Origin of the sequence: Ornithinimicrobium humiphilum (assembly GCF_006716885.1) — a bacterium.
GTDB lineage: Bacteria > Actinomycetota > Actinomycetes > Actinomycetales > Dermatophilaceae > Ornithinicoccus > Ornithinicoccus humiphilus.
Genome location: NZ_VFPU01000001.1, coordinates 1,617,478 through 1,638,259, shown reverse-complemented (window position 1 = coordinate 1,638,259; position 20,782 = coordinate 1,617,478). Strand labels below are relative to the sequence as shown.

The window sequence follows — 20,782 nt, the reverse complement described above, 5'->3', positions numbered from 1 at the left end:
TCCAAGAAGGAAGGCAGGACCCATGGGACAGTTCCCGATCACCCTGCTCGGCACGACCGCACCGGTGAAGATGTGGCTGCACGAGCACGACACCGACTACTCCGCGATCACGCAGCTGCGCAACGTCGCCGAGCTGCCGTGGGTGGAGGGTGTGCGGGTCATGCCCGACGCCCACGCCGGCAAGGGCGCGACCGTCGGGTCCGTCATCGCCATGCGCGACGCCGTCTCCCCCTCGGCCGTCGGTGTCGACATCGGCTGCGGTGTCGCCGCCGTGCGCACCTCGCTGACCGCCGACGACCTGCCGGACGACCTGCGGTCGTTGCGGCTGGCGATCGAGGGCGCAGTCCCGGTCGGATTCCACGCCCACGACGGCCAGGTCGACACCCGCCGTCTCGGCCTCGGCGACGACTCCGGCTTCTGGTCCCGGTTCTCCTACCTGCACCCCGGCGTGCAGGACCGGGAGGGCAAGGCCCGGGCCCAGGCGGGCACCCTCGGTGGCGGGAACCACTTCATCGAGCTGTGCACCGGCCAGGACGGGCAGGTGTGGCTGACGCTGCACTCCGGCTCGAGGAACATCGGCAAGGAGATCGCCGAGCGTCACATCGCCGTCGCCAAGAAGCTCGCGCACAACGCCGGCCTGCCCGACAGCGACCTGGCGGTGTTCCTCGCCGGCACCCCGGAGATGGTGGCCTACCGGCGCGACCTGGACTGGGCGCAGGAGTACGCAGCCCGGAACCGGGCCATCATGCTCCAGCTGGTGCAGCGCACCGTCGCCGGACACTTCGAGGCTCGTGGCAAGGCGGTCACCTTCGAGCCGGCCATCAACGTGCACCACAACTACGTGGCGACCGAGACGGTCGACGGGGTGGACCTGCTCGTGACCCGCAAGGGCGCGATCCGGGCCGGCAACGGCGACCTGGGCATGATCCCCGGCTCCATGGGCACGGGCGCCTACATCGTCCGCGGCCTGGGCAACCCGGAGTCGTACTGGTCGGCCTCGCACGGGGCCGGCCGGCGCATGTCGCGGTCGAAGGCGAAGCGGCAGTTCACCGCCGACGACCTGGCCGCGCAGACCGCCGGCATCGAGTGCCGCAAGGACTCCGGGGTCGTCGAAGAGCTCCCGGCCGCGTACAAGGACCTGGACGAGGTGATGGCCGCCCAGGCCGACCTGGTCGAGGTCGTGGAGAAGCTCGACACGCGCCTGTGCGTGAAGGGCTGACGTGAGAGGGGCCGGAGGTGCGCACCTCCGGCCCCGCCACACCCGGTCGGCATGACCACCAAGACCGTCCCCGTCGCCGTCGCCCGCCGCGTCGGCGAGATCACCGAGTCCTGCCACTTCGGCGCCGAGCACCGCATCACCTACGTCCAGGTCAAGCGCCTCGTCGACACCGGCCGTCGTCAGACCGTCGACAACGGGTACGAGACCGTCGAGGAGCGCATCCTCCTGGACCGCCAGGGCCGCGAGTACCTCACCCGCTCCCCCATCGACTTCTCCGGCGGCACGCTCTACATGCGCCAGACCGACCGTGCCGTCTTCGGCCGGATGCCCTCGGGCATGGCGCGCGACATCACCGGCCGGCCCCTCACCCCCAAGACCCCGCCCGGCCCGGCCTGGACTCCCCCGGCGCCGGACCCGGCGGGCGTGCCCCTGTAGCTCAGACGGTCAGAGCGGACGCCTTGTAAGCGTCAGGTCGCCGGTTCGAGACCGGCCAGGGGCTCACTGGTCGGCGCACCGCTCGTCCCAGACCTCCACGGTCCACCTGACCCGGTCCCCGTTCTCGGGGCCCATTTCTTCGCGCAGGGCAGCGATCTGCTCCTCACGTCCCTCTTGGAAGTTCTCGCAGTACTTCTCGAGCCGGTACTCCGACAACTTGTCGAAGGCCGAGTTGAGGTGCATCTTGTAGAGCTCCTCGGAGGTCGGGACGTGGACCGGCTCCTCCTCCTCGCACGCGGTCAGCACGGTCAGGCAGACCAGGGCGGGGAGAACTGCTCAGGACCATGCCGCTCCCCTCCTCGAACAGCGCCGGCCCCGAACCCGACCGATCCGGCGAATGTACTCCTATCCGGACAGTCCCCGTAGCTCAGCGGAAAGAGCGCCGACCTCCTACGTCGGGCGTCGCAGGTTCGAGTCCTGCCGGGGACACCAGTGCACCCTGCCGGTTCGGGCATGTTGGGGATCATGGACACAGCCGAGCTGCTCACCCGGGCCGCCACCCTGGCCGAGACCCCCGGCCGCACCCTCCTCGGGATCGCCGGTGCGCCCGGAGCCGGGAAGTCCACGCTGGCCGCCCTCCTGCAGGACCGGCTCGGCGCCCGCTGCGTCGTCGTCCCGATGGACGGCTTCCACCTCGACGACCCCGTCCTCGCGCGCCTGGGCCGGCTCCACCGCAAGGGAGCACCCGACACCTTCGACGTCGACGGGCTGGTCGCCACGCTCACCCGGATCCGCACTGCCACGCACACCGTCTACGCCCCCAGGCTCGACCGGTCCCGCGAGGTCGCGGTCGCCGGCGCCGTCCAGGTCGACGCCGCGGCCACCCTGGTCGTCGTCGAGGGCAACTACCTGCTGCTCGAGGACGACGGATGGCGGGACGTGCGGGCCCTGATCGACGAGACGTGGTTCCTCGACGTGCCCCAGGACGTGCACGCCGAGCGCCTCACCCTGCGCCGCATCGCCGACGGGCACCGCCCCGACGCATCCCGGGCCTGGGTGCACGCCGTCGACCTTCCCAACGGGCGCACCGTCGAGGCCACCCGCGACCGGGCCGACCTCGTCATGCCCGCCACACCGGCCAGCCATGGCTCGTAGGAAGGATCCGCGCATCGCGGCGGATCCCGAGCCGGCCGGCACGCCCCCGCCGGCGTTCGTCATCCCCTCCTTCGCCAGCCGTGTCCCCGGCCGGACGCCCGAGTGGAAGCTGCACAACGGGCTCGGCCAGGCCCGCAGCGCCGTCAGCAACTCCCTGTGGTCACTGCCCGGTGCCCGGGCCGAGGTCTGGCAGCGGGTGCGCAACGGCACCTGGCAGCGCATCGACTGACCGGCTTCAACTCGAACACGAAGTCCGCCTTGCAGCGGAACTACGCAGATCGAGTCTTCGTCCTACCTGTGAACCCGCGAAGTCAGGAGCTCATCATGCAGATGTCCAGGAGCTGGCGTCTTGTTGGTCTCACGTTCGTGCTTGCGGCCTGTGGCGTAGTGGACAACGGAGACGCGCTGCAGAGCGATGGCGCGGTCAAGGCCCCGAGCAGCGATACCTCGCCTGGTACGCAGGAAGACTTGGCAGGTGGTGGTTCAGGGGCGTGCGTTGAGTTCTACTCGCCCGATGCGCTTCGGAGCCGCGCGTTTGCTTTCGACGGGACGGTGGTCCGCGTCGGACCATCGGTCTCTGACAGGGGCGACGCCGGAGACCTGGGGATGCCGGGAGTGACGTTCGCGGTCAATGAGTGGTTTCTGGGCGGAGCCTCCGAGGAGATCACGGTCGACATGCAAGGTCTCGGGGAGACCGGGGAGGGAGACCTACTCATCCGTGAAGGATCGCGCCTGTTGTTGAGCGGTGAGCCTCGGTGGGGTGGCGGGCCCTTGGACCAGCCGGTCGCGTGGGGATGTGGCTTCAGTCGGCTCTACGACGAAGACACAGCCGCTTCGTGGCGTAGGAGCACACACCCCTAGCGCTAGGTGGCCGCCGACCTACCCTTGTACCGCATCATGAAGTCGTTGCCGCTGGATTGAAGGGCGACCGTTCGGGCACGGCGCCCCGTGCAGCAGGTCGTCTCACGCCGCCAGGGTCACAGAGTCGTTTGAGCGAGGATCGCCTACCTCGCTCCGACCTCCCGTCTGAGGTGCCGCTTGAACTGATCCCAGTCGTCGCGCGGAAGGTCGTCCAGGCCCGACACTGCCTGGTCTGCACTTGCGCGCATAGGCTGGTCCACCTGCGCACGTTGCGTGCTCGTGAAAAGGCCGAAGGAGTTCACCACACGGTAACGACCTGACTCGGAACCTCCCTTATCCAACAGGAAGACGGCTACTTCGTCTGGGGGCACGGTCCCATCGGTTGGTGAACCCAAGAACTCCACCGGTAGCGGTTCCGTTACTACCCCTGAGATGACCTCAGAGGGCTCGAAGGTAAGACACTTGTAGGTAACCAGATCGCCTTCGCTCCCCCCGCCCATCTGTCGGTCGTCACACTGGGCGACAAACCTCCCGACCGCCACAACGTCCGCCTCGGCGGCCATGCCCGTCAGCGAATCGTCGATGAACACTTCTGATCCCTCGATCACGGCCCAACCCCAGTCATAGACTGCTGACTGGGGATTGGTCGAGGATTCGTCTGCTCCGGAGTCAGCCACTACACATGCCGACGTCAAAGATGTCACCGCGAGAAGCGCTGCTCCCCGCATGAACTTTCGCACCATCTCAGTACCTCGCGTTGATGTGGGCTCTGTCGTGCGTTGTGAGTGCACTGGTTGTGGCCTGCGCTATGTTTGGAAACACACAAGAGGCCGTCTCCGTGCCGTGTCGGAGGCCGACGGTGTGGGCCAGCTCATGGCAAGCGAGCCGCTGATAGCTCGGCGGGGTGTACGCAAGATTGAACCGCACCCACTGGTGTTCGCAGGTGCGGTTGGGATTCGCACCGGACGAGCCGGCTCGACAGGCCACCCACCCGTACAGATTATTGTTGCCATAGTCCTGATCGAAGACGCAGATCTGCTTGCCCGAGCCGCACGTCGCGGCGGAACTGACAGTTACCACCAGGTCGGTAGGATCGTAGACGTTGTTCGCCCTGTTGAGCACAGCGCCGTTGTAGTTTGTGGTCAAGGCCACGCGTTTGATGTTCATGTTCCGGTCTGGAAGCAGAGAGACTTGACTGTCGTTGCCGGCCGTTGATGGTGTTCCTGTGGAGCCCCAGTTTGTTGCACTCGCCACCCCAGTCAAGCTGCTGGCGCCGGCGAATCCGCAGATGATGACTCCGAGGGCTGCTCGACGAAATTGCGATTTTAGTTTCCCCATGAGCAGACAGTAGTGGGGGCAACCAAGGGGCGCAAGGCCTTACTTTCATCCAACATCCGGGCAGTGCTTCAGTGCCCGGACGCTGCTGTCTGGACGATTCCCATGCCTGTCCGGGTATGGCGGAGCCGGTCAGTACTCGTCCTCGTGGTCGCCCTCGCACATGTCGCAGTAGTCAGGCGGGAACTCGTCCGGCCCGTAGCACCCGTGGCCGACCCAGGTACCGCCGTCGTGGTTCGACCGCTACACCCCGGACAAGGCCCCGGTGGTCCTCACCCGGGTGGTCCCGGTCGTGGTGGAGGTGGCGGCCGACACCGCCCGGCAGGGGTTCGCCTTCAGGCACCAGGTGCGCTTCCTGCGGGTCCGCGACGACCTCGACCCGCAGTCCGTCGTCGGGCCGTAGGCGCGCCACGACCAGGTCGCGTTCAGGGTCAACGCCCGGGAGGCGTGTCTACGCTTTCGCGCCCCGGCACCGTAGACACGAGCTCGTTGGCCGCGCCTGGAGGGCCTTCAGGCGCCCGCCGTGTCTACAGAGGGGCCTCCAGAAGCGTAGACAAATGTAGACAAATGCCCGTCGGCACCAACGAGAAAACCCCCTCCGACTCCGCGTTTCCGCAGGTCGGAGGGGGTTTCTGTGTGGTGGGCGATACTGGGTTTGAACCAGTGACCTCTTCCGTGTCAAGGAAGCGCGCTACCACTGCGCCAATCGCCCGTGGCCGGTGATGCTGGCCGGTGTTGCGAGGTGGCGACGGGATTTGAACCCGTGTAGACGGCTTTGCAGGCCGTTGCCTCGCCTCTCGGCCACGCCACCATTTGAGGCATCTCGGTGGTGGTGCCTCCGAGCGGACGACCGGTCTCGAACCGGCGACCTCAACCTTGGCAAGGTTGCGCTCTACCAACTGAGCTACGTCCGCACTTCGCTTCCCTCCGTTCCCGGTGGGGCGCGAGAAAGAACATTACCCAACGTCCCGCGAAGGTCCAAATCCACCCCCCTCCCGAGTGTCGCGAGGCGCCAGGAACCGCACCGTTGCGCGGTTTCGCGCACAATGGGCGAGCGAGAGCGCGGCGGGTCCCGCCGCTCCCCACCCACCTGGAGGCTTCCCCACCCATGGACGTCTGGCCCGGCAACGCCTACCCCCTCGGCGCCACCTTCGACGGCAGCGGCGTCAACTTCGCCCTCTTCTCCGAGAACGCGACGGCGGTGGAGCTCTGCCTGGTCGACGAGGACGGCGGAGAGACGCGCCACCCGCTCACCGAGGTCGACGCCTACGTGTGGCACGGCTACCTGCCCAACGTGCAGCCCGGGCAGCGCTACGGCTACCGCGTGCACGGGCCGTACGCCCCCGAGGAGGGCCACCGCTTCAACCCCCACAAGCTCCTCCTGGACCCCTACGCCAAGGCCGTCAGCGGGCAGGTGAGCAACGACCAGGCGATCTTCGGCTACGACTTCGGCGACCCCGAGTCCTTCAACGAGGACGACTCCAACGGGCACACGATGCTGTCGGTGGTCACCAACCCGTTCTTCGACTGGGGCCACGACCGGCCGCCGAGGCACGCCTACGCCGACACGGTCGTCTACGAGGCCCACGTCAAGGGCCTGACCATGAGCCACCCCGACGTGCCGGAGGAGATCCGGGGCACCTACGCCGGTGTCGCCCACCCGGCCGTGGTCGACCACCTCACGCGCCTGGGCGTGACCGCGATCGAGCTGCTCCCGGTGCACCAGTTCGTCGACGACCCGCACCTGCAGGAGAAGGGCCTGTCCAACTACTGGGGCTACAACACCATCGGCTTTCTGGCGCCGCACAACGGCTACTCCGCCTACGGCGACCGCGGCCAGCAGGTCACCGAGTTCAAGTCGATGGTCAAGACGCTGCACGAGGCCGGCATCGAGGTCATCCTCGACGTGGTCTACAACCACACCGCCGAGGGCAACCAGCTCGGCCCGACGCTGTCCTTCCGCGGCATCGACAACGCCAGCTACTACCGTCTCGTCGACGACGACAAGGCCTACTACTACGACACCACCGGCACCGGCAACAGCCTGCTCATGCGCCACCCGCACGTCCTGCAGCTGATCATGGACTCGCTGCGCTACTGGGTCACCGAGATGCACGTCGACGGCTTCCGCTTCGACCTGGCCGCCACCCTCGCCCGCCAGTTCCACGAGGTCGACAAGCTCTCGGCCTTCTTCGACATCATCCAGCAGGACCCGGTCATCTCGCAGGTCAAGCTCATCGCCGAGCCCTGGGACCTCGGCGACGGCGGCTACCAGGTCGGCAACTTCCCGCCGTTGTGGACCGAGTGGAACGGCAAGTACCGCGACACCGTCCGCGACTTCTGGCGCGGCGCCCCGGCCACGATGGGTGAGTTCGCCTCCCGCCTGACCGGCTCCTCCGACCTCTACGAGCACAGCGGCCGCCGGCCGTTCGCCTCGATCAACTTCGTCACCGCCCACGACGGCTTCACGCTGCGCGACCTCGTCTCCTACAACGAGAAGCACAACGAGGCCAACGGCGAGGGCGGCGGCGACGGCGAGTCGCACAACCGGTCCTTCAACCACGGCGTGGAGGGTCCGACCGACGACGCCGGGATCAACGCCCTGCGGCTGCGCCAGCAGAAGAACTTCCTGACGACCCTCATGCTCAGCCAGGGCGTGCCGATGCTCCTGCACGGTGACGAGATGGGGCGCACCCAGCAGGGCAACAACAACGTCTACTGCCAGGACAACGAGCTGGCCTGGATGGACTGGGACCTCGACCCCGACCAGGAGGAGCTGCTCGACTTCACCGCCGGCCTCATCAAGCTGCGCTGCGAGCACCCCGCCTTCCGGCGTCGCCGCTTCTTCGCCGGCGACGCCGAGCACGGCGGGCAGAGCGAGCTGGGCGACATCGTCTGGTACGACCCCGAGGGCGAGGTCATGACCGAGGAGGGCTGGCACTCCACCGAGCAGGCCGTCACCGTCTTCCTCAACGGCGAGGCCATCCCGGACCGCGACGAGCGGGGCCAGCCGATCACCGACGACCACTTCCTGCTGCTGCTCAACGGCCACCACGAGCCGGTCAGCTTCACGGTGCCCTCGGGCATCGACGCCACCACCTGGGAGGTCGTGGTCGACACGACGGGCGGGCTGGAGCCGGGCACGACATGGGAGACCGGCTCGCAGCACGAGCTCCCCGGTCGTGTCGTGATCGTCCTGCAGGCCACGCCACAGCCGGAGCTGCAGCCGGCCCGCTGAGGTCACATCGCGGCGAGCCGCGCCTTCTCGGCCTCCACGTCGAAGTCGGCCTCCGGCCACTCCAGGTCCAGCTGGCGCAGGTGCTCCAGCAGCAGCTGCTGCACCGCCAGTCGGGCGTACCACTTGCGGTCGGCCGGCACGACGTACCACGGCGCGCCCGGCGGGCTGCACCGGTCCATGACGGCCTGGTAGGCCTCCTGGTAAGCGTCCCAGTGGGCGCGCTCGTCGAGGTCACCGGGGTTGAACTTCCAGTGCTTGTCGGGGCGGTCCAGCCGCTCCTGCAGGCGCTCCTTCTGCTCCTCGGGGGAGATGTGCATCATCACCTTGATCAGGGTGATGTCGTCGTCGACGAGCTCCTGCTCGAAGGCGTTGATGACGTCGTAGCGCTGCTCCCACTCCTCCTGCGGCACGAGGTCGTGGACGCGCACCACGAGCACGTCCTCGTAGTGGGAGCGGTCGAAGACGCCGATCATCCCCGGCTCCGGCAGGGCCTTGCGGATGCGCCACAGGAAGTCGTGCGCCAGCTCCTCCTCGGTCGGCTTCTTGAAGGAGGTCAGCTGCACGCCCTGCGGGTCGACCGCACCGACGACGTGGCGCATGATCCCGCCCTTGCCGGAGGTGTCCATGCCCTGCACGACGAGCAGCACCCGCTGCCGGTCGACGCCCACCCGGGACCGGGCGTAGAGCCGCTCCTGCAGGTCGTCCAGCTCCTCGTCGGCGGCGGCGAGGGCCTTCTGGCCGGCGGCCTTGTCACCGTCGAACGCGGGGGTCGAGTGGGGGTCGCGGTCCGCCAGCACGAAACCCTCGGTCACGCGCAGGGCGTCGCTGAACGGCGTGGTGGAGGCCTCCTGGGCCTTCGTCGTCGTGGCCATGGCGCACATCCTGGCACGCAGCGGGTGAACAATGGGCTAATGGACGTGCGCACCGCCACCGGCCCCCTCGACGCCGACCGCCTCGCCGAGTGGTATGCCGTGCCGCCGGAGGCCCGGGACCGCACCTGGGTGCGGGGCAGCTTCATCACCTCTCTCGACGGGCGGGCCACCGGGCCGGGCGGGCTCAGCGGCGGGCTCAACGCCGGGTCGGAGGGCGACCACGCCGCCTTCCACCACGTCCGCGAGCAGGCCGACGTCGTCGTGGTCGGGGCCGGCACGATCCGCTCCGAGGGCTACGGCCCGCTCCCCCGGGTCAACCTCGCCGTGGTCACGCGCAGCGGGGACGTCCCCGACAAGGTGCTCGACCGCTCCCCCGGCGACGGCGAGGTGGTGGTGATCAGCGGCGACGGCGCCGAGGTCACCCCTCGGCAGGTGCTGGACGAGGTCGGCCGCCGCGGCTGGCGCAGCGTCGTCATCGAGGGCGGACCCTCGCTCTTCGCGCCCTGGGTGCGGGCCGGCCTGGTCGACGAGCTGTGCGTCACCGTGCGACCCGTGCTCGTCGGCGGCGACGGACCGCTCCTGGTGCCCGCCTCGGCGCGCTTCGACGACCTCGTGGGCCGGGCTACGCACGTCCTCGTCTGGGGCGGGGACGTGCTGGTGCGCACCCGCCTGCGCTGACGGCATACCCGGGCCGGGGGCCCTCGCCTCAGCGCAGGAAGCTGGCGACGAGGTCCTCCCACAGCGAGGGGTTGGTGTTCCACTCCTGGCAGTGCCGCGACCGCGGCCAGACGAAGGTGTGCACCAGGCCGGGCCGGCGCCGCGCGAGGTCCTGGGACGGCTGGTAGGGCACCGTCTCGTCGGTCGCCGAGTGGATGATGAAGATGCGGTGGGTGACCTCGTCGGCCCGGTCGACCCAGTTGGTCGCCGCGACGTCGACCGGCTCGGCGATGCGCAGCAGGTGGCGCGAGAGCCGGCTGCGCATGAGCGAGCGGGCCAGGTGGTCGATCGGCCGGGGTATGAAGTGAAGGTCCGCCTGGTGCGCCAGGACCGAGCCCCAGTCGATCACGGGGGCGTCCAGCACGACCCGCTGCACCTGCGAGGCGACGCCGGAGCGGTTGAGCGCCTGCAGCACGATCGCGCCGCCCATCGACCACCCGAGCAGCACGAGCCGCCTGGCCCCGTGGTCGAGGGCGTAGCGCATCGCCGCGTCGACGTCGCGCCACTCCGACAGGCCGAGGCTGTAGCGGCCGTCGGCGCTCGGCGGGGCACCGACGTCGTTGCGATACATCGGCACCAGGCTGGTGAAGCCCGCCCGGTGCAGCACCGGCAGCGCCCGCAGGCACTCCTCGCGCTGCGCGCTGCGCCCGTGCACGAGGATCGCCCAGTCGCCGTTGTCGCGGTCGGCGGGGGGCGCCACCTTCCAGGCGGGCAGCTCGCCGACGTCGCTCGTCACGAGCACGTCCTCGTGCTCGAGCCCGAGGGCCGAGCGGGGCGTGCCGCAGTAGAAGTACTTGTTCCAGCGCGCCGGACCGGGCGCCAGGGTGCCCGCGTCGACCCCGAGGACCGTGCGGGTCACGGTGGCGTGACGCCCTGGTCGCGGAGGACGGTGGGTGCCGCGCCGCCCCTCGGGAGCCGCCTCGGCCGGCGGGTCGACGATCTCACCGAGGCGCGCGTGGCCCTGCCCGCGGTCGAGCCACAGGCCGTAGCGCCCCGGGGAGGTCGTCTGCGGCGTCGCGCGCAGGGTGACGGTGTCCTCCCCCACCTCGACGACGACGACGTCGTCGCGCTTCTCGTGCTCGGGCGTGATGATCCGGTGGGCGAAGTAGGTCGCGGTGCCCATCGACACCGCACCGCCCACCGCGGCCCCCACGGCCACGCCGGTGCCGACGGTGGCGGCCTTGCGCGCGGTCGTCATCGGCCCACCCCCAGGACGTCGGCGAGGTCGTAGTCGGCAGGACGGTCCAGCTGGTCGTAGGTGCAGCTGCGCGGGTCGCGGTCGGGACGCCAGCGCACGAAGTGCGTCGTGTGCCGGAAGCGCTCCCCCTCGAGGTAGTCGTAGCGCACCTCGACGACCCGCTCCGGCCGTAGCGGCGTGAACGACAGGTCCTTGCCCCCGCTCCACCGCGAGCCGACGCTCTTGCTCGGCGTGCGCTCGCCCTCGAGGTGTCGCACCCAGTCCCACGGGTGGCCCTCGAGGTCGGTCACCAGGGGCTGCAGCTCGGTGAAGAGCTCGCGGCGGCGGGCCATCGGGAAGGACGAGGAGACGCCGACGTGGGCCAGCGTGCCGTCGTCGGTGTAGATCCCGAGCAGCAGGGAGCCGATGGCGTGGTCGTCGGTCTTGTGGGTGCGGTAGCCGGCGACCACGCAGTCGGCGGTGCGCTCGTGCTTGAGCTTGGTGAGCACCCGCTTGCCGGGCTGGTAGGGCGCCTCGGGGTCCTTGGCGATGAGGCCGTCGAGACCGGCTCCCTCGAAGTCGCGGAACCAGCGCATGGCCACCTCCTCGTCGTCGGTCACGGGTGAGAGGTGGACCCGGCCGCCCTCGGCCGGCAGCGAGGCGCTCAGCGCCTCCTCCAGCCGGGCGCGCCGTTCGCGGAACGGCAGTCCGGTGAGGTCCTCGTCGCCGAGCGCGAGCAGGTCGAAGGCGACGAACGCCGCCGGGGTCTGCTCGGCGAGCATCCGCACCCGCGAGTCGGCCGGGTGCACCCGCTGCTGGAGGGCCTCGAAGTCGAGCCGGGACCCGTCGGGGGTCGCCACGACGATCTCGCCGTCGACCACGCACCGGGGCGGCAGCTCGCTGCGCATCGACTCCACCAGCTCGGGGAAGTAGCGCGTCATCGGCCGCTCGTTGCGGCTGCCCAGCTCGACCTCGTCGCCGTCGCGGAAGACGATCGAGCGGAAGCCGTCCCACTTCAGGTCGTAGAGCCAGCCGGCGGGCAGGCTCGACATCGGCTTGGCCAGCATCGGCGAGACGGGCGGCAGCACAGGCAGGTCCACGACGTCAGTCTGCCCCACCACGGCGACGGACCTCGGGCTCGACGCGGTTGCCCTCCTCGTCCCAGTGCTCGGCGACCTTCTTGCTCGGCTGCACGCGCGGCGGCTCGCCCGGCATCTTGGGGTGGTCGGGCGGGAAGTTGAGCTCGCCCAGGCCGCGCTCCAGATCGGCCTCCCACAGCGAGTAAGCACCGTCGACCTCCCCGGGCTCGTCGTGCAGGTGCTCCCACGCGTCGCCGTGCACGGCATACCACTCGGGCACGGTGTGCACGGTGAGCTCGCCCGGGCCGACCCCGCCCAGCTGCTCCCAGGTCATCGGCACCGAGACCGGCGCGCCGGACAGGATCCGGGGGCTCCACGCCGCGGCCAGCGTGCGGTCGCGGGTGGCCTGGTTGAAGTCGACGAAGATCCGCTCGCCACGCTCCTCCTTCCACCAGGCGGTGGTGACCAGGTCGGGCATCCGGCGCTCGAGCTCGCGGGCGAGCCCGATGACGGCGTGGCGCACCTCGAGGAACTCCAGGCGCGGGCGCACCGCCGCGAAGACGTGCACGCCCCGGCTGCCGGTGGTCTTGACGTGGGGGGTCAGCCCGGCCTCGGTCATCACCTCCCGCAGGCCCCGTGCCGCCTCGACCACGTCAGCGAAGGCCCGCCCGGGCTGGGGGTCGAGGTCGATGCGGACCTCGTCGGGGTGGTCGTTGTCGCCGCTGCGGACGGGCCAGGGGTGCCAGGTGACGGTGCCCATCTGGGCGGTCCACAGCAGCGTCGCCTCGTCGTCGATGACGAGCTGGGGGTGGCTGCGCCCGGAGGGATAGGTCACCATCGTGGTCCGCGACCAGGCGGGGACCCCCTTGGGCGGGTTCTTGGAGTAGAACTCCTCCCCCTCGATGCCGCCGCGCACCCGCTGCAGGGTGACCGGCCGGTCGGCGAGGCCGCGCAGCATCGGCTCCGACACCGCGCTCAGGTATGCCGCCAGGTCGGCCTTGGTGATCGCCGCGCCCCGGTCGGTGGCCGGCCAGACCACCTTGTCGGGACTGCTCAGGCGGACCTCGACGGTCTCGCCGTCGGGTCCGGTCGCCGTCAGCGTCGTCGCGTCCGCAGCCATGGCCCCAACCTACCCACCGCTGCGCTCCCGGGGCCCGACCGTGGGGACGCGGCGGTGACCGGGGGGGCACCGCCGCGTCCGTGCGTCGTCAGCGGCCGCGGGCGACGCCCTGGGCCGGGATGAGCAGCTTCTGCCCGACGAGGATGAGGTCGACGTCGTCCAGCTTGTTCACCGCGGCGATGTCGACCCAGCGCTTGCCGAAGCGCTCCGCCAGAGCCGAGACCGTGTCACCCTCGACGACGGTGTACTCGAAGTCCTGCTGGGGGTCGTAGAGGTTGATCTCCTGGCCGACCTGGATCACGTCGGGGTCGCTGATCGGGTTCCAGCGGAGCAGACCTCCAGGGTCAGGCCGTGGGCCTCGGCGATCCCGCCGAGGGTGTCGCCGGCCACGACCGTGTGCGTCAGCTGGGCGGGAAGGGTCTGGGCCACGGGCGCGTCGGCGCCGTCGTGCTGGTCGGTCACGGCAGGAGGTCCTTTCGACGGAGGTGCGCGGGGCCGCGCGGCCCCGGTGGCGGGTCCTTATCGCTGGTCAGCGTGGCCGCCCAGGCAGGTGGGAACATCTGCGGCCCACCGTGGTTGACTCAGGTATGACCCACAGCACCCCCGCGACCGACGCCAGCAAGGGCGCCACGGCATACCCCACCGCGAAGACCGAGGAGCAGTGGCGCGAGGAGCTCTCCCCCGCCGAGTACCACGTGCTCCGGGAGGCCGGCACCGAGCGCCCCTTCACGGGTGAGTACACCGACACCTTCACCGAGGGCGTCTACAGCTGCCGCGCGTGCGGCGCGGAGCTGTTCCGCTCCGAGACCAAGTTCGAGAGCCACTGCGGCTGGCCCAGCTTCTACGCGCCGCTGGCCGAGGACCGTGTGCAGTACATCGAGGACACCTCCCTCGGCCGCACCCGCACCGAGGTGCGCTGCGCCTCCTGCGGCTCCCACCTCGGCCACGTCTTCGAGGGCGAGGGCTACGAGACCCCGACCGACCTGCGCTACTGCATGAACAGCATCGCGATGACGCTGTCGCCGAAGCAGGACTGACCGCACCCACGCAGCGAGGGGCCCGGCACGATCGTGCCGGGCCCCTCGCGTGCGTCGGGGATGCCTCAGGGCAGGCGCGCCACCAGCTCCTCGACCTCCACACGGGGGCCGGTGAAGAACGGGATCTCCTCGCGGACGTGCAGACGCGCGTCGGTGGCCCGCAGGTCGCGCATCAGGTCGACGATGCGGTGCAGCTCCTCGGCCTCGAACGCCAGCAGCCACTCGTAGTCGCCGAGCGCGAAGGAGGAGATGGTGTTGGCCAGCACGTCCTTGTAGCCCGCGGCGGCCTGGCCGTGCTCGCGCAGCATCCGGCCGCGCTCGGCCGGGTCGAGGACGTACCAGTCGTAGGAGCGCACGAACGGGTAGACGCACAGGTAGCGGCCCGGCGCGTGGCCCGAGAGGAACGCCGGCACGTGACCGCGGTTGAACTCCGCCGGGCGGTGCAGGCCGACGCTCGACCACACCGGCTCCAGGTGGCGGCCGAGCTCGGTGCGGCGGAAGCGCTGGTAGGCCGACTGGACGGTCTCGACGTCCTCCGCGTGCCACCAGATCATCACGTCGGCGTCGGCCCGCAGCGCCGAGACGTCGTAGACGCCGCGCACGACCAGGCCCTCGCCCTCGAGCTCGGCGAAGAGCGCGCGCACCTCCTCGACCAGCGCACCCCTGTCCTCCGGCAGCGGCACGACGGCCGAGAAGACGGAGTAGGCCGCGTAGCGGATGGCGCTGTTGATCTGCTCGACCTGGTCGGGGGTCGGGTGCGTGTAGTCGCTCATGCTCTCCATTGTGGGTCGGGCGCTCTTCCGGACGGCCACCGGGTATGCCGTGCCGTCGCGCGGGCGGGTGCGCGGCTGGCGGACCCGGGTCAGGCGAGCAGCTGCTCGACCGCCCGGTGGGCCGACTGGATGCAGGCGGGCACGCCGACCCCGTCGTAGACGGCGCCGCAGGCCACGAGGCCGGGCACGCCGGCGAGGACGTGCCGGACGGCCGCGACGCGGGCCTGGTGCCCGACGGCGTACTGCGGCAGGGCCCCGCCCCAGCGCTGCACGTGGGCGTCGACGGGAGCGGGCAGCTCGCGCCCCAGGGCCTCGGACAGGTCGGCGCGCGAGAGGCGCACGAGCTCGTCGTCGTCGACCTGCAGCGAGGACTCCTCGCGGTGCCGGCCCACGGACAGGCGCAGGAAGGTCAGGTCACCGCCGCCAGGGGCCGCGCCCTCGCCCGCCTCGGCCACCCAGTCCCACTTGGTGGCGCTGAAGGTGGACGCCTTGACGCTCCGGCCGTCAACCGGCGGCACGAGGAAGCCGGAGCCTCCGAGCACGCCGACGTCCTCGGAGCGGTAGGCCAGGGTGATCACCGCGGTCGAGGCGGTCTCGACCGAGGCCAGCTGCTCGGCGGCGTCGGGGGCCACCCGGGCCAGCAGCCGGGCCGCGGGCGCCGCCGGCAGGGCCAGCACGACCCGGTCCGCACGGTAGGTGATGGGAGCGGGGCGCGGGCCGGTGACGACCGTCCAGCCGCCGTCGTCGGTGTGGTGCAGCTCGCGCACGAGCGTGCCGGTCACGACGCGGGCGCCCCGCTCGACGAGCCGCGCGGCCAGGGCCTCGGGCAAGCGGTGGAGCCCGCCGGAGACGGTCGCGAAGACGGGATGGCGGGCCACCGGCGCGGCGCCGGACCGCGGGGGCGGCGGGACCATCCGGCCCGCGGCGGACAGGAGGGGCTCCCCCGCCTGGGCGGCGGCCAGCAGGGCGGGGATCGAGGAGGCCGCGGAGAGGAGGTCGGCGTGACCGGCGTAGACACCGCCGAGCAGCGGCTCGACGAGACGGTCGACGACGGCGCGGCCCAGCCGGGAGGCGACGAGCTCGCCGACCGAGACGTCCGGCTCGCGGACGGGGGCCACGACCTCCGTGGCGGCGCGGCTCACCTCGTCCTCGGTGAGGAGGCCGTGGAGGTCCGCGGGGTCGGCGGGCACGCCCATGACGGTGCGGGCGGGCAGCGGGTGGAGCCGGCCGCGGGACCAGATCTGGGCGCGGGCCGCCGTGGGGTGCACGACGTCGGCCGCGAGGCCGGCCCGGTCGATCATCTCCATCGCCTCGGGACGGCGGAAGAGGACGGCCTCGGCACCGACGTCCAGGCGCCGCCCGGCCACCCGCTCGCCGCGCAGCTTGCCGCCGACCCGGTCGGCCCCCTCCAGCACCGTGACCTCCGCCGCGGGATCGGCCCGCAGGAGGTCGTCGGCCGCCGTCAGACCGCTGATCCCGGCACCCAGCACGAGGTAGCTCGTCATGTGGTCAAGCGTCTCACCTCGCCCCGTCACCGGAACGCGCCGGCCCCTGCCGCCCGGCCCGGACCCTGGTGACCCTCCCACCTGCTGCGACGCCCGCGCGCCGATAGAGTCGCGACGTGACCGACATCCAGACGCAGCAGGAGATCCGTGCCGCCCTCGAGGTCGTCGACCCCGAGGGCTTCGACGCCGCAGCCGAGGCCGAACGCCGCATCGGCTTCCTGGCCGCCTACCTGCGCGACACCGGCGCCAAGGGCCTGGTCCTGGGCATCAGCGGCGGGGTCGACTCGACCGTCGCCGGCCGCCTCTCCCAGCTCGCCTGCGCGCGGGTGCGCGAGGAGGGCGGCGACGCCCGCTTCGTGGCGGTCCGCCTCCCCTACGGCGCGCAGGCCGACGAGGAGGACGCCCGCCACGCCGTGGCGTTCATCGAGGCCGACGAGACGATGACGATCGACATCCAGCCCGGCGTGGACGCCCAGTGGGACGCGATCCTGGCCGCGGGCCTGGAGCTGTCCGACGACCGCGAGCACTACCACAAGGGCAACGTCAAGGCCCGGCACCGGATGGTCGCCCAGTTCGCGATCGCCGGCGCCCGCGGCATGCTCGTCGTCGGCACCGACCAGGCCGCCGAGGCCGCCGTCGGCTTCTTCACCAAGTTCGGCGACGGCGCGGCCGACCTGACCCCGCTCTTCGGCCTGCCCAAGCGCCGCGTGCGCGAGATCGGCCGCCACCTCGGCGCACCCGAGGAGCTTCTCGCCAAGGTGCCGACCGCCGACCTGGAGAGCGACAAGCCCCTCATCGCCGACGAGGTCGCCCTCGGCGTCACCTACGAGGCCGTCGACGACTACCTCGAGGGCAAGCAGGTCTCCGAGGAGGACGAGCGCACGATCCTCGGGTGGTACCGCCGCACCGGGCACAAGCGCGAGCTCCCGGTCACCCCGGACGGCTACCTCGGCGACCGCTGACGCGACCCCACGACACCGACGACGAAAGGGGCGCCCCGGGCCAGCGGCCGGGGCGCCCCTTCGCGTGCTGCGGGAAGGACGCGGGCGTCAGCGCGCGGAGACCTCGTGGACCAGCTCGACGACCCGGGTGATCACGTCGGGGTCGGTGCTCGGCAGCACGCCGTGCCCCAGGTTGAAGATGTGGCCGGGGGCCTGCCGCCCCTCCTCGACGATCTCGCGGACCCGGTGCTCCAGCGCGGGCCACGGGGCGAAGAGCAGGGCCGGGTCGAGGTTGCCCTGCACGGCATACCGGCCGCCGGTGCGCTCGACCGCGTCGGTCAGGCTGACCCGGTAGTCGACGCCGATGACGTCGGCGCCGGCCTCGGCCATCGAGGTGAGCAGCTCGCCGGTGCCGACGCCGAAGTGGATGCGGGGCACGTCGGGGTGCGTGGCGTGGATGCCCTCGAGCACCGCGCGGCTGTGCGGCTCGACGTGGCGCAGGTAGTCGGCCCGGGACAGGTGCCCCGCCCAGGAGTCGAAGAGCTGGACGACGCTCGCCCCGGCGTCGGCCTGCACCCGCAGGAAGGCCAGGGAGATCTGTGCGAGGCGGGCGCACAGGTCGTGCCAGAGCTCGGGGTCGCCGTGCATGAGCGCCTTGGTGCGCTCGTGGTTCTTCGACGGGCCGCCCTCGACGAGATAGGAGGCGAGGGTGAACGGGGCCCCGGCGAAGCCGATGAGCGGGGTGTCGCCCAGCTCGGCGACGAGGCGCGTCACCGACTCGGTGATGTCGGGCACCTGGTCGGGGGTGAGCTCGGGCAGCCGCTCGAGATCGGCGCGGGTGCGCACCGGGTGGGCGACGACGGGGCCGGTCCCGGCGACGATGTCGAGGTCGACCCCGACGGCCTGCAGCGGCACGACGATGTCGCTGAAGAAGATCGCCGCGTCGACGCCGTGACGGCGCACCGGCTGCAGGGTGATCTCGCTGACGAGGTCGGGCGTGCGGCAGGACTCGAGCATCGGCACGTCCGCGCGGATCGCGCGGTACTCGGGCAGCGACCGCCCGGCCTGGCGCATGAACCACACCGGGGTGTGCGACACCTCCTGACGGCGGGCGGCACGGACCAGGACGCTGTCTGAGGGGCCAGGGCTGGCGACGGGGGTGCTCACGCCTCCGATCCTCGCACGAGGCCCCTGACCTCCTCCTGCCGGTGACCCCGGCCCCCCGGACGTCCTCGGCCGGTGTGCCGGCCCGCTCCCCCGGGCGTGGCGCTGCTGCCACGGAGCCTCCCGCGGATCTAGGCTGGTCGGTGTGGTGAGCCGGACGACGGGATCTCGCCCGCGGGCACGCACCGCGGGCTCTGCCCTCCTGCCCGGTGACCCCGGCCCCTTCGCCCGGGCCCTGGAGGGCCTGCGCTCCGTGGCGGTGCGCCCCGAGCTGGTGCTCGAGGAGGTGCCCGCCCCCACCCGGCTCGCCCCGCACGCCGTCGCCCTCTCCGGCGAGGTCGTGCCCTCCTACCTCACCGAGGACGACGACCCCGCCGCGACCGGCCGCTTCGTCCTGCTGCACGACCCCGCAGCGCCGGAGCCCTGGGAGGGCGAGTGGCGCGTCGTCACCTACGCCAAGGCGCAGATGGAGCCCGAGGTCGGTCAGGACCCGCTCGCCGGCCAGGCCGGCTGGTCGTGGCTGACCGACGCCATGCAGGCCGGCGACCTCGAGTGGAGCGCCCCGGCCGGGACGGTCACCTGCGTGACCTCCGAGAGCTTCGGGGCGCTGTCCGAGCGCGAGCCCAGCGTGGAGCTCGAGATCCGCGCCTCCTGGACCCCGGTCCTGACCCCCGGTGCCGAGGGCCCCGGCCTGGCCGGCCACCTGGGCGCCTGGGGCGACCTGCTGTGCACCCTGGCCGGCCTCCCACCCCTGCCCGAGGGCGTCGTCGCGCTCTCCGGCCCCCGCCGGTGAGCGTGGACGGCACCGACGCCCGGGGTGTCGGCGACGACGGCGGCGAGGGCATGGTCCACCCTCTTCTCGCCGAGCTGGGGCTCGACCTGGACCTCGACCCCGACCCGACCTCCGACTACCAGAAGGTGGACATCCCCGCCGGGGGAGTTCCGCCGGTCGTCGACACCGAGGAGGCGCTGGCCGACGCCGTCGCCGCGCTGCGCGAGGGCTCCGGCCCCGTGGCGGTCGACGCGGAGCGCGCCTCCGGCTTCCGCTACGGCCAGCGCGCCTATCTCGTGCAGCTGCGCCGCGCCGGGTCCGGCACCTGGCTCGTCGACCCCGTGCCCTTCGAGGACCTCTCGGTCCTCGACGAGGTGCTCTCCTCCTCCGAGTGGGTGCTGCACGCCGCCACCCAGGACATCCCCTGCCTCGACGAGGCCGGCATGCACCCGCGGGCGCTCTTCGACACCGAGCTCGGCGCCCGCCTGGCGGGGCTGCCGCGCGTCGGGCTCTCCGCCTCCCTGGAGTACTACCTCGGCGTCACGCTGGCCAAGGAGCACTCGGCCGTCGACTGGTCGACCCGGCCGCTGCCCGAGCCCTGGCTGCGCTACGCCGCGCTCGACGTCGAGATGCTCGTCGAGCTGCGCGACCGCATGGAGCGCGACCTCGCCGAGCAGGGCAAGCTGGAGTGGGCCCGGCAGGAGTTCGCCGCGCTCGTGGACTTCGCGCCCCGGCGCGACGACGGCGAGGCCTGGCGCCGCACCTCGGGCATCCACCGGCTCCGCACCCCGCGCCAGAACGCCGCCCTGCGCGAGCTGTGGCTGGCGCGCGACGCGATCGCCCGGGAGCGCGACGTCTCCCCCGGCCGGATCGTGCCCGACAGCACGCTCGTCGACCTCGCCGCGCGCATGCCGAAACAGGCCTCCGGGCTCGCTTCCGAGAAGCCCGACCGCTCCCGCTCCCGCCAGCGCCGCGCCGAGCAGGGCCTGCTGCGCCACCAGCGCACCTGGCTGACGGCCATCCGCGCGGCCGTCGAGCTGCCCGACGACGAGCTGCCCGACCCGCCCCCGCGCGGCGAGGGGCCGCCACCGCCGCGGGCGTGGGCCGACCGCGACCCTGCGGCCGCGGCCCGGCTCGCGATGGCCAAGGAGGAGATCGCGCGGCTGTCCGGGCGGCTCGACATCCCGGTCGAGAACCTCATGACCCCCGACACCGTCCGGCGGGTGCTCTGGCGCCCGCCGCGCCCCGCCACCCACGAGGCCGTCGACCGGGCCTTCGCCGACCTCGGGGCCCGCCCCTGGCAGCGCGAGCTCATCACGCCGATCGTGGTCGCCGCCGTCGACGAGCACCCCTGACGAGCCTCGCGCCCCCAGCGGTTCGCC

At 71.7% G+C, this 20,782-nt stretch carries 24 protein-coding genes and 5 tRNA genes; 14 read left to right on the top strand and 15 right to left on the bottom strand.

Annotated elements, in window-relative coordinates; translation table 11 throughout:
- Positions 1 to 22 precede the first annotated feature (22 nt).
- From FB476_RS07515 to FB476_RS07505, 3 genes are all read left to right on the top strand, one after another.
- Positions 23 to 1,219: an RtcB family protein gene (locus FB476_RS07515; RefSeq protein ID WP_141818222.1), complete on the top strand. Its 1,197-nt coding sequence runs from the start codon at positions 23 to 25 to the stop codon at positions 1,217 to 1,219.
- A gap of 51 nt (positions 1,220 to 1,270) precedes the next feature.
- Entirely contained in the window at positions 1,271 to 1,654 is a 384-nt protein-coding gene (locus tag FB476_RS07510) for a hypothetical protein (RefSeq protein WP_141818221.1), read from the top strand.
- Positions 1,645 to 1,718 (top strand) — tRNA-Thr (locus tag FB476_RS07505). Before FB476_RS07510 ends, FB476_RS07505 begins: the two co-directional genes overlap by 10 nt.
- Here FB476_RS07505 and FB476_RS07500 read toward each other — a convergent pair.
- Entirely contained in the window at positions 1,718 to 1,960 is a 243-nt protein-coding gene (locus tag FB476_RS07500; protein WP_141818220.1) for a hypothetical protein, read from the bottom strand. The genes FB476_RS07505 and FB476_RS07500 overlap by 1 nt on opposite strands.
- Positions 1,961 to 2,070: 110 nt before the next feature.
- On the opposite strand from FB476_RS07500, the gene FB476_RS07495 reads away from it, so the two are divergent.
- From FB476_RS07495 to FB476_RS07480, 4 genes are all read left to right on the top strand, one after another.
- Positions 2,071 to 2,146: transfer RNA gene (locus FB476_RS07495), tRNA-Arg, on the top strand.
- A 33-nt stretch (positions 2,147 to 2,179) separates the two neighbouring features.
- Entirely contained in the window at positions 2,180 to 2,809 is a 630-nt protein-coding gene (locus FB476_RS07490; protein WP_141818219.1) for a nucleoside/nucleotide kinase family protein, read from the top strand.
- The gene (locus FB476_RS07485; RefSeq protein WP_141818218.1) at positions 2,799 to 3,038 is read left to right on the top strand and encodes a hypothetical protein; all 240 of its coding nucleotides are present in this window, start codon (positions 2,799 to 2,801) and stop codon (positions 3,036 to 3,038) included. The genes FB476_RS07490 and FB476_RS07485 overlap by 11 nt, the downstream gene beginning before the upstream one ends.
- Before the next feature lie 95 nt (positions 3,039 to 3,133).
- Positions 3,134 to 3,670 carry a hypothetical protein gene (locus tag FB476_RS07480; protein WP_141818217.1) on the top strand — a complete coding sequence of 179 codons (537 nt, stop codon included), beginning with the start codon at positions 3,134 to 3,136 and terminating at the stop codon, positions 3,668 to 3,670.
- 143 nt (positions 3,671 to 3,813) lie between these two features.
- Here the strand turns inward: FB476_RS07480 and FB476_RS07475 are convergent, their stop codons facing one another.
- Both FB476_RS07475 and FB476_RS07470 read right to left on the bottom strand, forming a co-directional pair.
- Positions 3,814 to 4,278 carry a hypothetical protein gene (locus FB476_RS07475; protein ID WP_141818216.1) on the bottom strand — a complete coding sequence of 155 codons (465 nt, stop codon included), beginning with the start codon at positions 4,276 to 4,278 and terminating at the stop codon, positions 3,814 to 3,816.
- 136 nt (positions 4,279 to 4,414) lie between these two features.
- Entirely contained in the window at positions 4,415 to 4,837 is a 423-nt protein-coding gene (locus FB476_RS07470; RefSeq protein ID WP_170233568.1) for a matrixin family metalloprotease, read from the bottom strand.
- A gap of 433 nt (positions 4,838 to 5,270) precedes the next feature.
- Between FB476_RS07470 and FB476_RS16430 the strand changes: the two genes are divergently transcribed.
- A complete protein-coding gene (locus tag FB476_RS16430) occupies positions 5,271 to 5,408 on the top strand; it encodes a hypothetical protein (protein WP_170233567.1) in 138 nt (45 codons plus the stop codon).
- 234 nt (positions 5,409 to 5,642) lie between these two features.
- On the opposite strand, the gene FB476_RS07465 is transcribed toward FB476_RS16430, so the two are convergent.
- The 3 genes from FB476_RS07465 to FB476_RS07455 form a co-directional block, all read right to left on the bottom strand.
- Positions 5,643 to 5,717, bottom strand: a tRNA-Val gene (locus tag FB476_RS07465).
- Positions 5,718 to 5,745: 28 nt separating this feature from the next.
- A tRNA-Cys gene (locus FB476_RS07460) sits at positions 5,746 to 5,816 on the bottom strand.
- A gap of 30 nt (positions 5,817 to 5,846) precedes the next feature.
- Positions 5,847 to 5,919 (bottom strand) — tRNA-Gly (locus tag FB476_RS07455).
- A 194-nt stretch (positions 5,920 to 6,113) separates the two neighbouring features.
- Between FB476_RS07455 and glgX the strand changes: the two genes are divergently transcribed.
- Positions 6,114 to 8,243, top strand: coding sequence for a glycogen debranching protein GlgX (gene glgX / locus FB476_RS07450; RefSeq protein ID WP_141818214.1), 2,130 nt, complete (start codon positions 6,114 to 6,116; stop codon positions 8,241 to 8,243).
- Between the two features lie 2 nt (positions 8,244 to 8,245).
- Here glgX and FB476_RS07445 read toward each other — a convergent pair whose 3' ends face one another.
- Complete coding sequence (locus tag FB476_RS07445; RefSeq protein WP_141818213.1) at positions 8,246 to 9,115, bottom strand: polyphosphate kinase 2 family protein; 870 nt, start codon at positions 9,113 to 9,115, stop codon at positions 8,246 to 8,248.
- A 39-nt stretch (positions 9,116 to 9,154) separates the two neighbouring features.
- On the opposite strand from FB476_RS07445, the gene FB476_RS07440 reads away from it, so the two are divergent.
- The gene (locus FB476_RS07440; RefSeq protein WP_141818212.1) at positions 9,155 to 9,793 is read left to right on the top strand and encodes a dihydrofolate reductase family protein; all 639 of its coding nucleotides are present in this window, start codon (positions 9,155 to 9,157) and stop codon (positions 9,791 to 9,793) included.
- A gap of 28 nt (positions 9,794 to 9,821) precedes the next feature.
- Here the strand turns inward: FB476_RS07440 and FB476_RS07435 are convergent, their stop codons facing one another.
- The 5 genes from FB476_RS07435 to FB476_RS16420 form a co-directional block, all read right to left on the bottom strand.
- Positions 9,822 to 11,030, bottom strand: a complete 1,209-nt coding sequence (locus tag FB476_RS07435; RefSeq protein ID WP_141818211.1) for an alpha/beta hydrolase family protein — start codon at positions 11,028 to 11,030, stop codon at positions 9,822 to 9,824.
- On the bottom strand, positions 11,027 to 12,109 hold the full coding sequence (locus FB476_RS07430; protein WP_141818210.1) for an ATP-dependent DNA ligase: 1,083 nt from the start codon (positions 12,107 to 12,109) through the stop codon (positions 11,027 to 11,029). Before FB476_RS07430 ends, FB476_RS07435 begins: the two co-directional genes overlap by 4 nt.
- A 4-nt stretch (positions 12,110 to 12,113) precedes the next feature.
- Positions 12,114 to 13,208, bottom strand: a complete 1,095-nt coding sequence (gene ligD, locus FB476_RS07425) for a non-homologous end-joining DNA ligase (protein WP_141818209.1) — start codon at positions 13,206 to 13,208, stop codon at positions 12,114 to 12,116.
- Positions 13,209 to 13,296: 88 nt separating this feature from the next.
- Complete coding sequence (locus FB476_RS16425) at positions 13,297 to 13,509, bottom strand: LysM peptidoglycan-binding domain-containing protein (protein ID WP_170233566.1); 213 nt, start codon at positions 13,507 to 13,509, stop codon at positions 13,297 to 13,299.
- Positions 13,506 to 13,670 (bottom strand): LysM peptidoglycan-binding domain-containing protein, encoded by a 165-nt coding sequence (locus FB476_RS16420; protein ID WP_170233565.1) that lies wholly within the window; start codon positions 13,668 to 13,670, stop codon positions 13,506 to 13,508. The genes FB476_RS16425 and FB476_RS16420 overlap by 4 nt, the downstream gene beginning before the upstream one ends.
- Before the next feature lie 125 nt (positions 13,671 to 13,795).
- Here FB476_RS16420 and msrB point away from each other — a divergent pair, with 125 nt between their 5' ends.
- The gene (gene msrB / locus FB476_RS07415; RefSeq protein ID WP_141818207.1) at positions 13,796 to 14,245 is read left to right on the top strand and encodes a peptide-methionine (R)-S-oxide reductase MsrB; all 450 of its coding nucleotides are present in this window, start codon (positions 13,796 to 13,798) and stop codon (positions 14,243 to 14,245) included.
- 65 nt (positions 14,246 to 14,310) lie between these two features.
- Here the strand turns inward: msrB and hemQ are convergent, their stop codons facing one another.
- Both hemQ and hemG read right to left on the bottom strand, forming a co-directional pair.
- A complete protein-coding gene (hemQ, locus tag FB476_RS07410; protein ID WP_141818206.1) occupies positions 14,311 to 15,018 on the bottom strand; it encodes a hydrogen peroxide-dependent heme synthase in 708 nt (235 codons plus the stop codon).
- 89 nt (positions 15,019 to 15,107) lie between these two features.
- Positions 15,108 to 16,523, bottom strand: coding sequence for a protoporphyrinogen oxidase (gene hemG, locus FB476_RS07405; RefSeq protein WP_141818205.1), 1,416 nt, complete (start codon positions 16,521 to 16,523; stop codon positions 15,108 to 15,110).
- A gap of 125 nt (positions 16,524 to 16,648) precedes the next feature.
- Here hemG and nadE point away from each other — a divergent pair, with 125 nt between their 5' ends.
- Positions 16,649 to 17,485 carry an ammonia-dependent NAD(+) synthetase gene (nadE, locus tag FB476_RS07400; protein WP_238329742.1) on the top strand — a complete coding sequence of 279 codons (837 nt, stop codon included), beginning with the start codon at positions 16,649 to 16,651 and terminating at the stop codon, positions 17,483 to 17,485.
- An 87-nt stretch (positions 17,486 to 17,572) separates the two neighbouring features.
- On the opposite strand, the gene hemE is transcribed toward nadE, so the two are convergent.
- Positions 17,573 to 18,640 (bottom strand): uroporphyrinogen decarboxylase, encoded by a 1,068-nt coding sequence (gene hemE, locus FB476_RS07395; RefSeq protein ID WP_141820025.1) that lies wholly within the window; start codon positions 18,638 to 18,640, stop codon positions 17,573 to 17,575.
- Between the two features lie 133 nt (positions 18,641 to 18,773).
- On the opposite strand from hemE, the gene FB476_RS07390 reads away from it, so the two are divergent.
- Complete coding sequence (locus tag FB476_RS07390) at positions 18,774 to 19,421, top strand: DUF3000 domain-containing protein (RefSeq protein WP_141818203.1); 648 nt, start codon at positions 18,774 to 18,776, stop codon at positions 19,419 to 19,421.
- On the top strand, positions 19,418 to 20,755 hold the full coding sequence (locus tag FB476_RS07385) for an HRDC domain-containing protein (protein WP_238329604.1): 1,338 nt from the start codon (positions 19,418 to 19,420) through the stop codon (positions 20,753 to 20,755). The genes FB476_RS07390 and FB476_RS07385 overlap by 4 nt, the downstream gene beginning before the upstream one ends.
- Positions 20,756 to 20,782 lie beyond the last annotated feature (27 nt).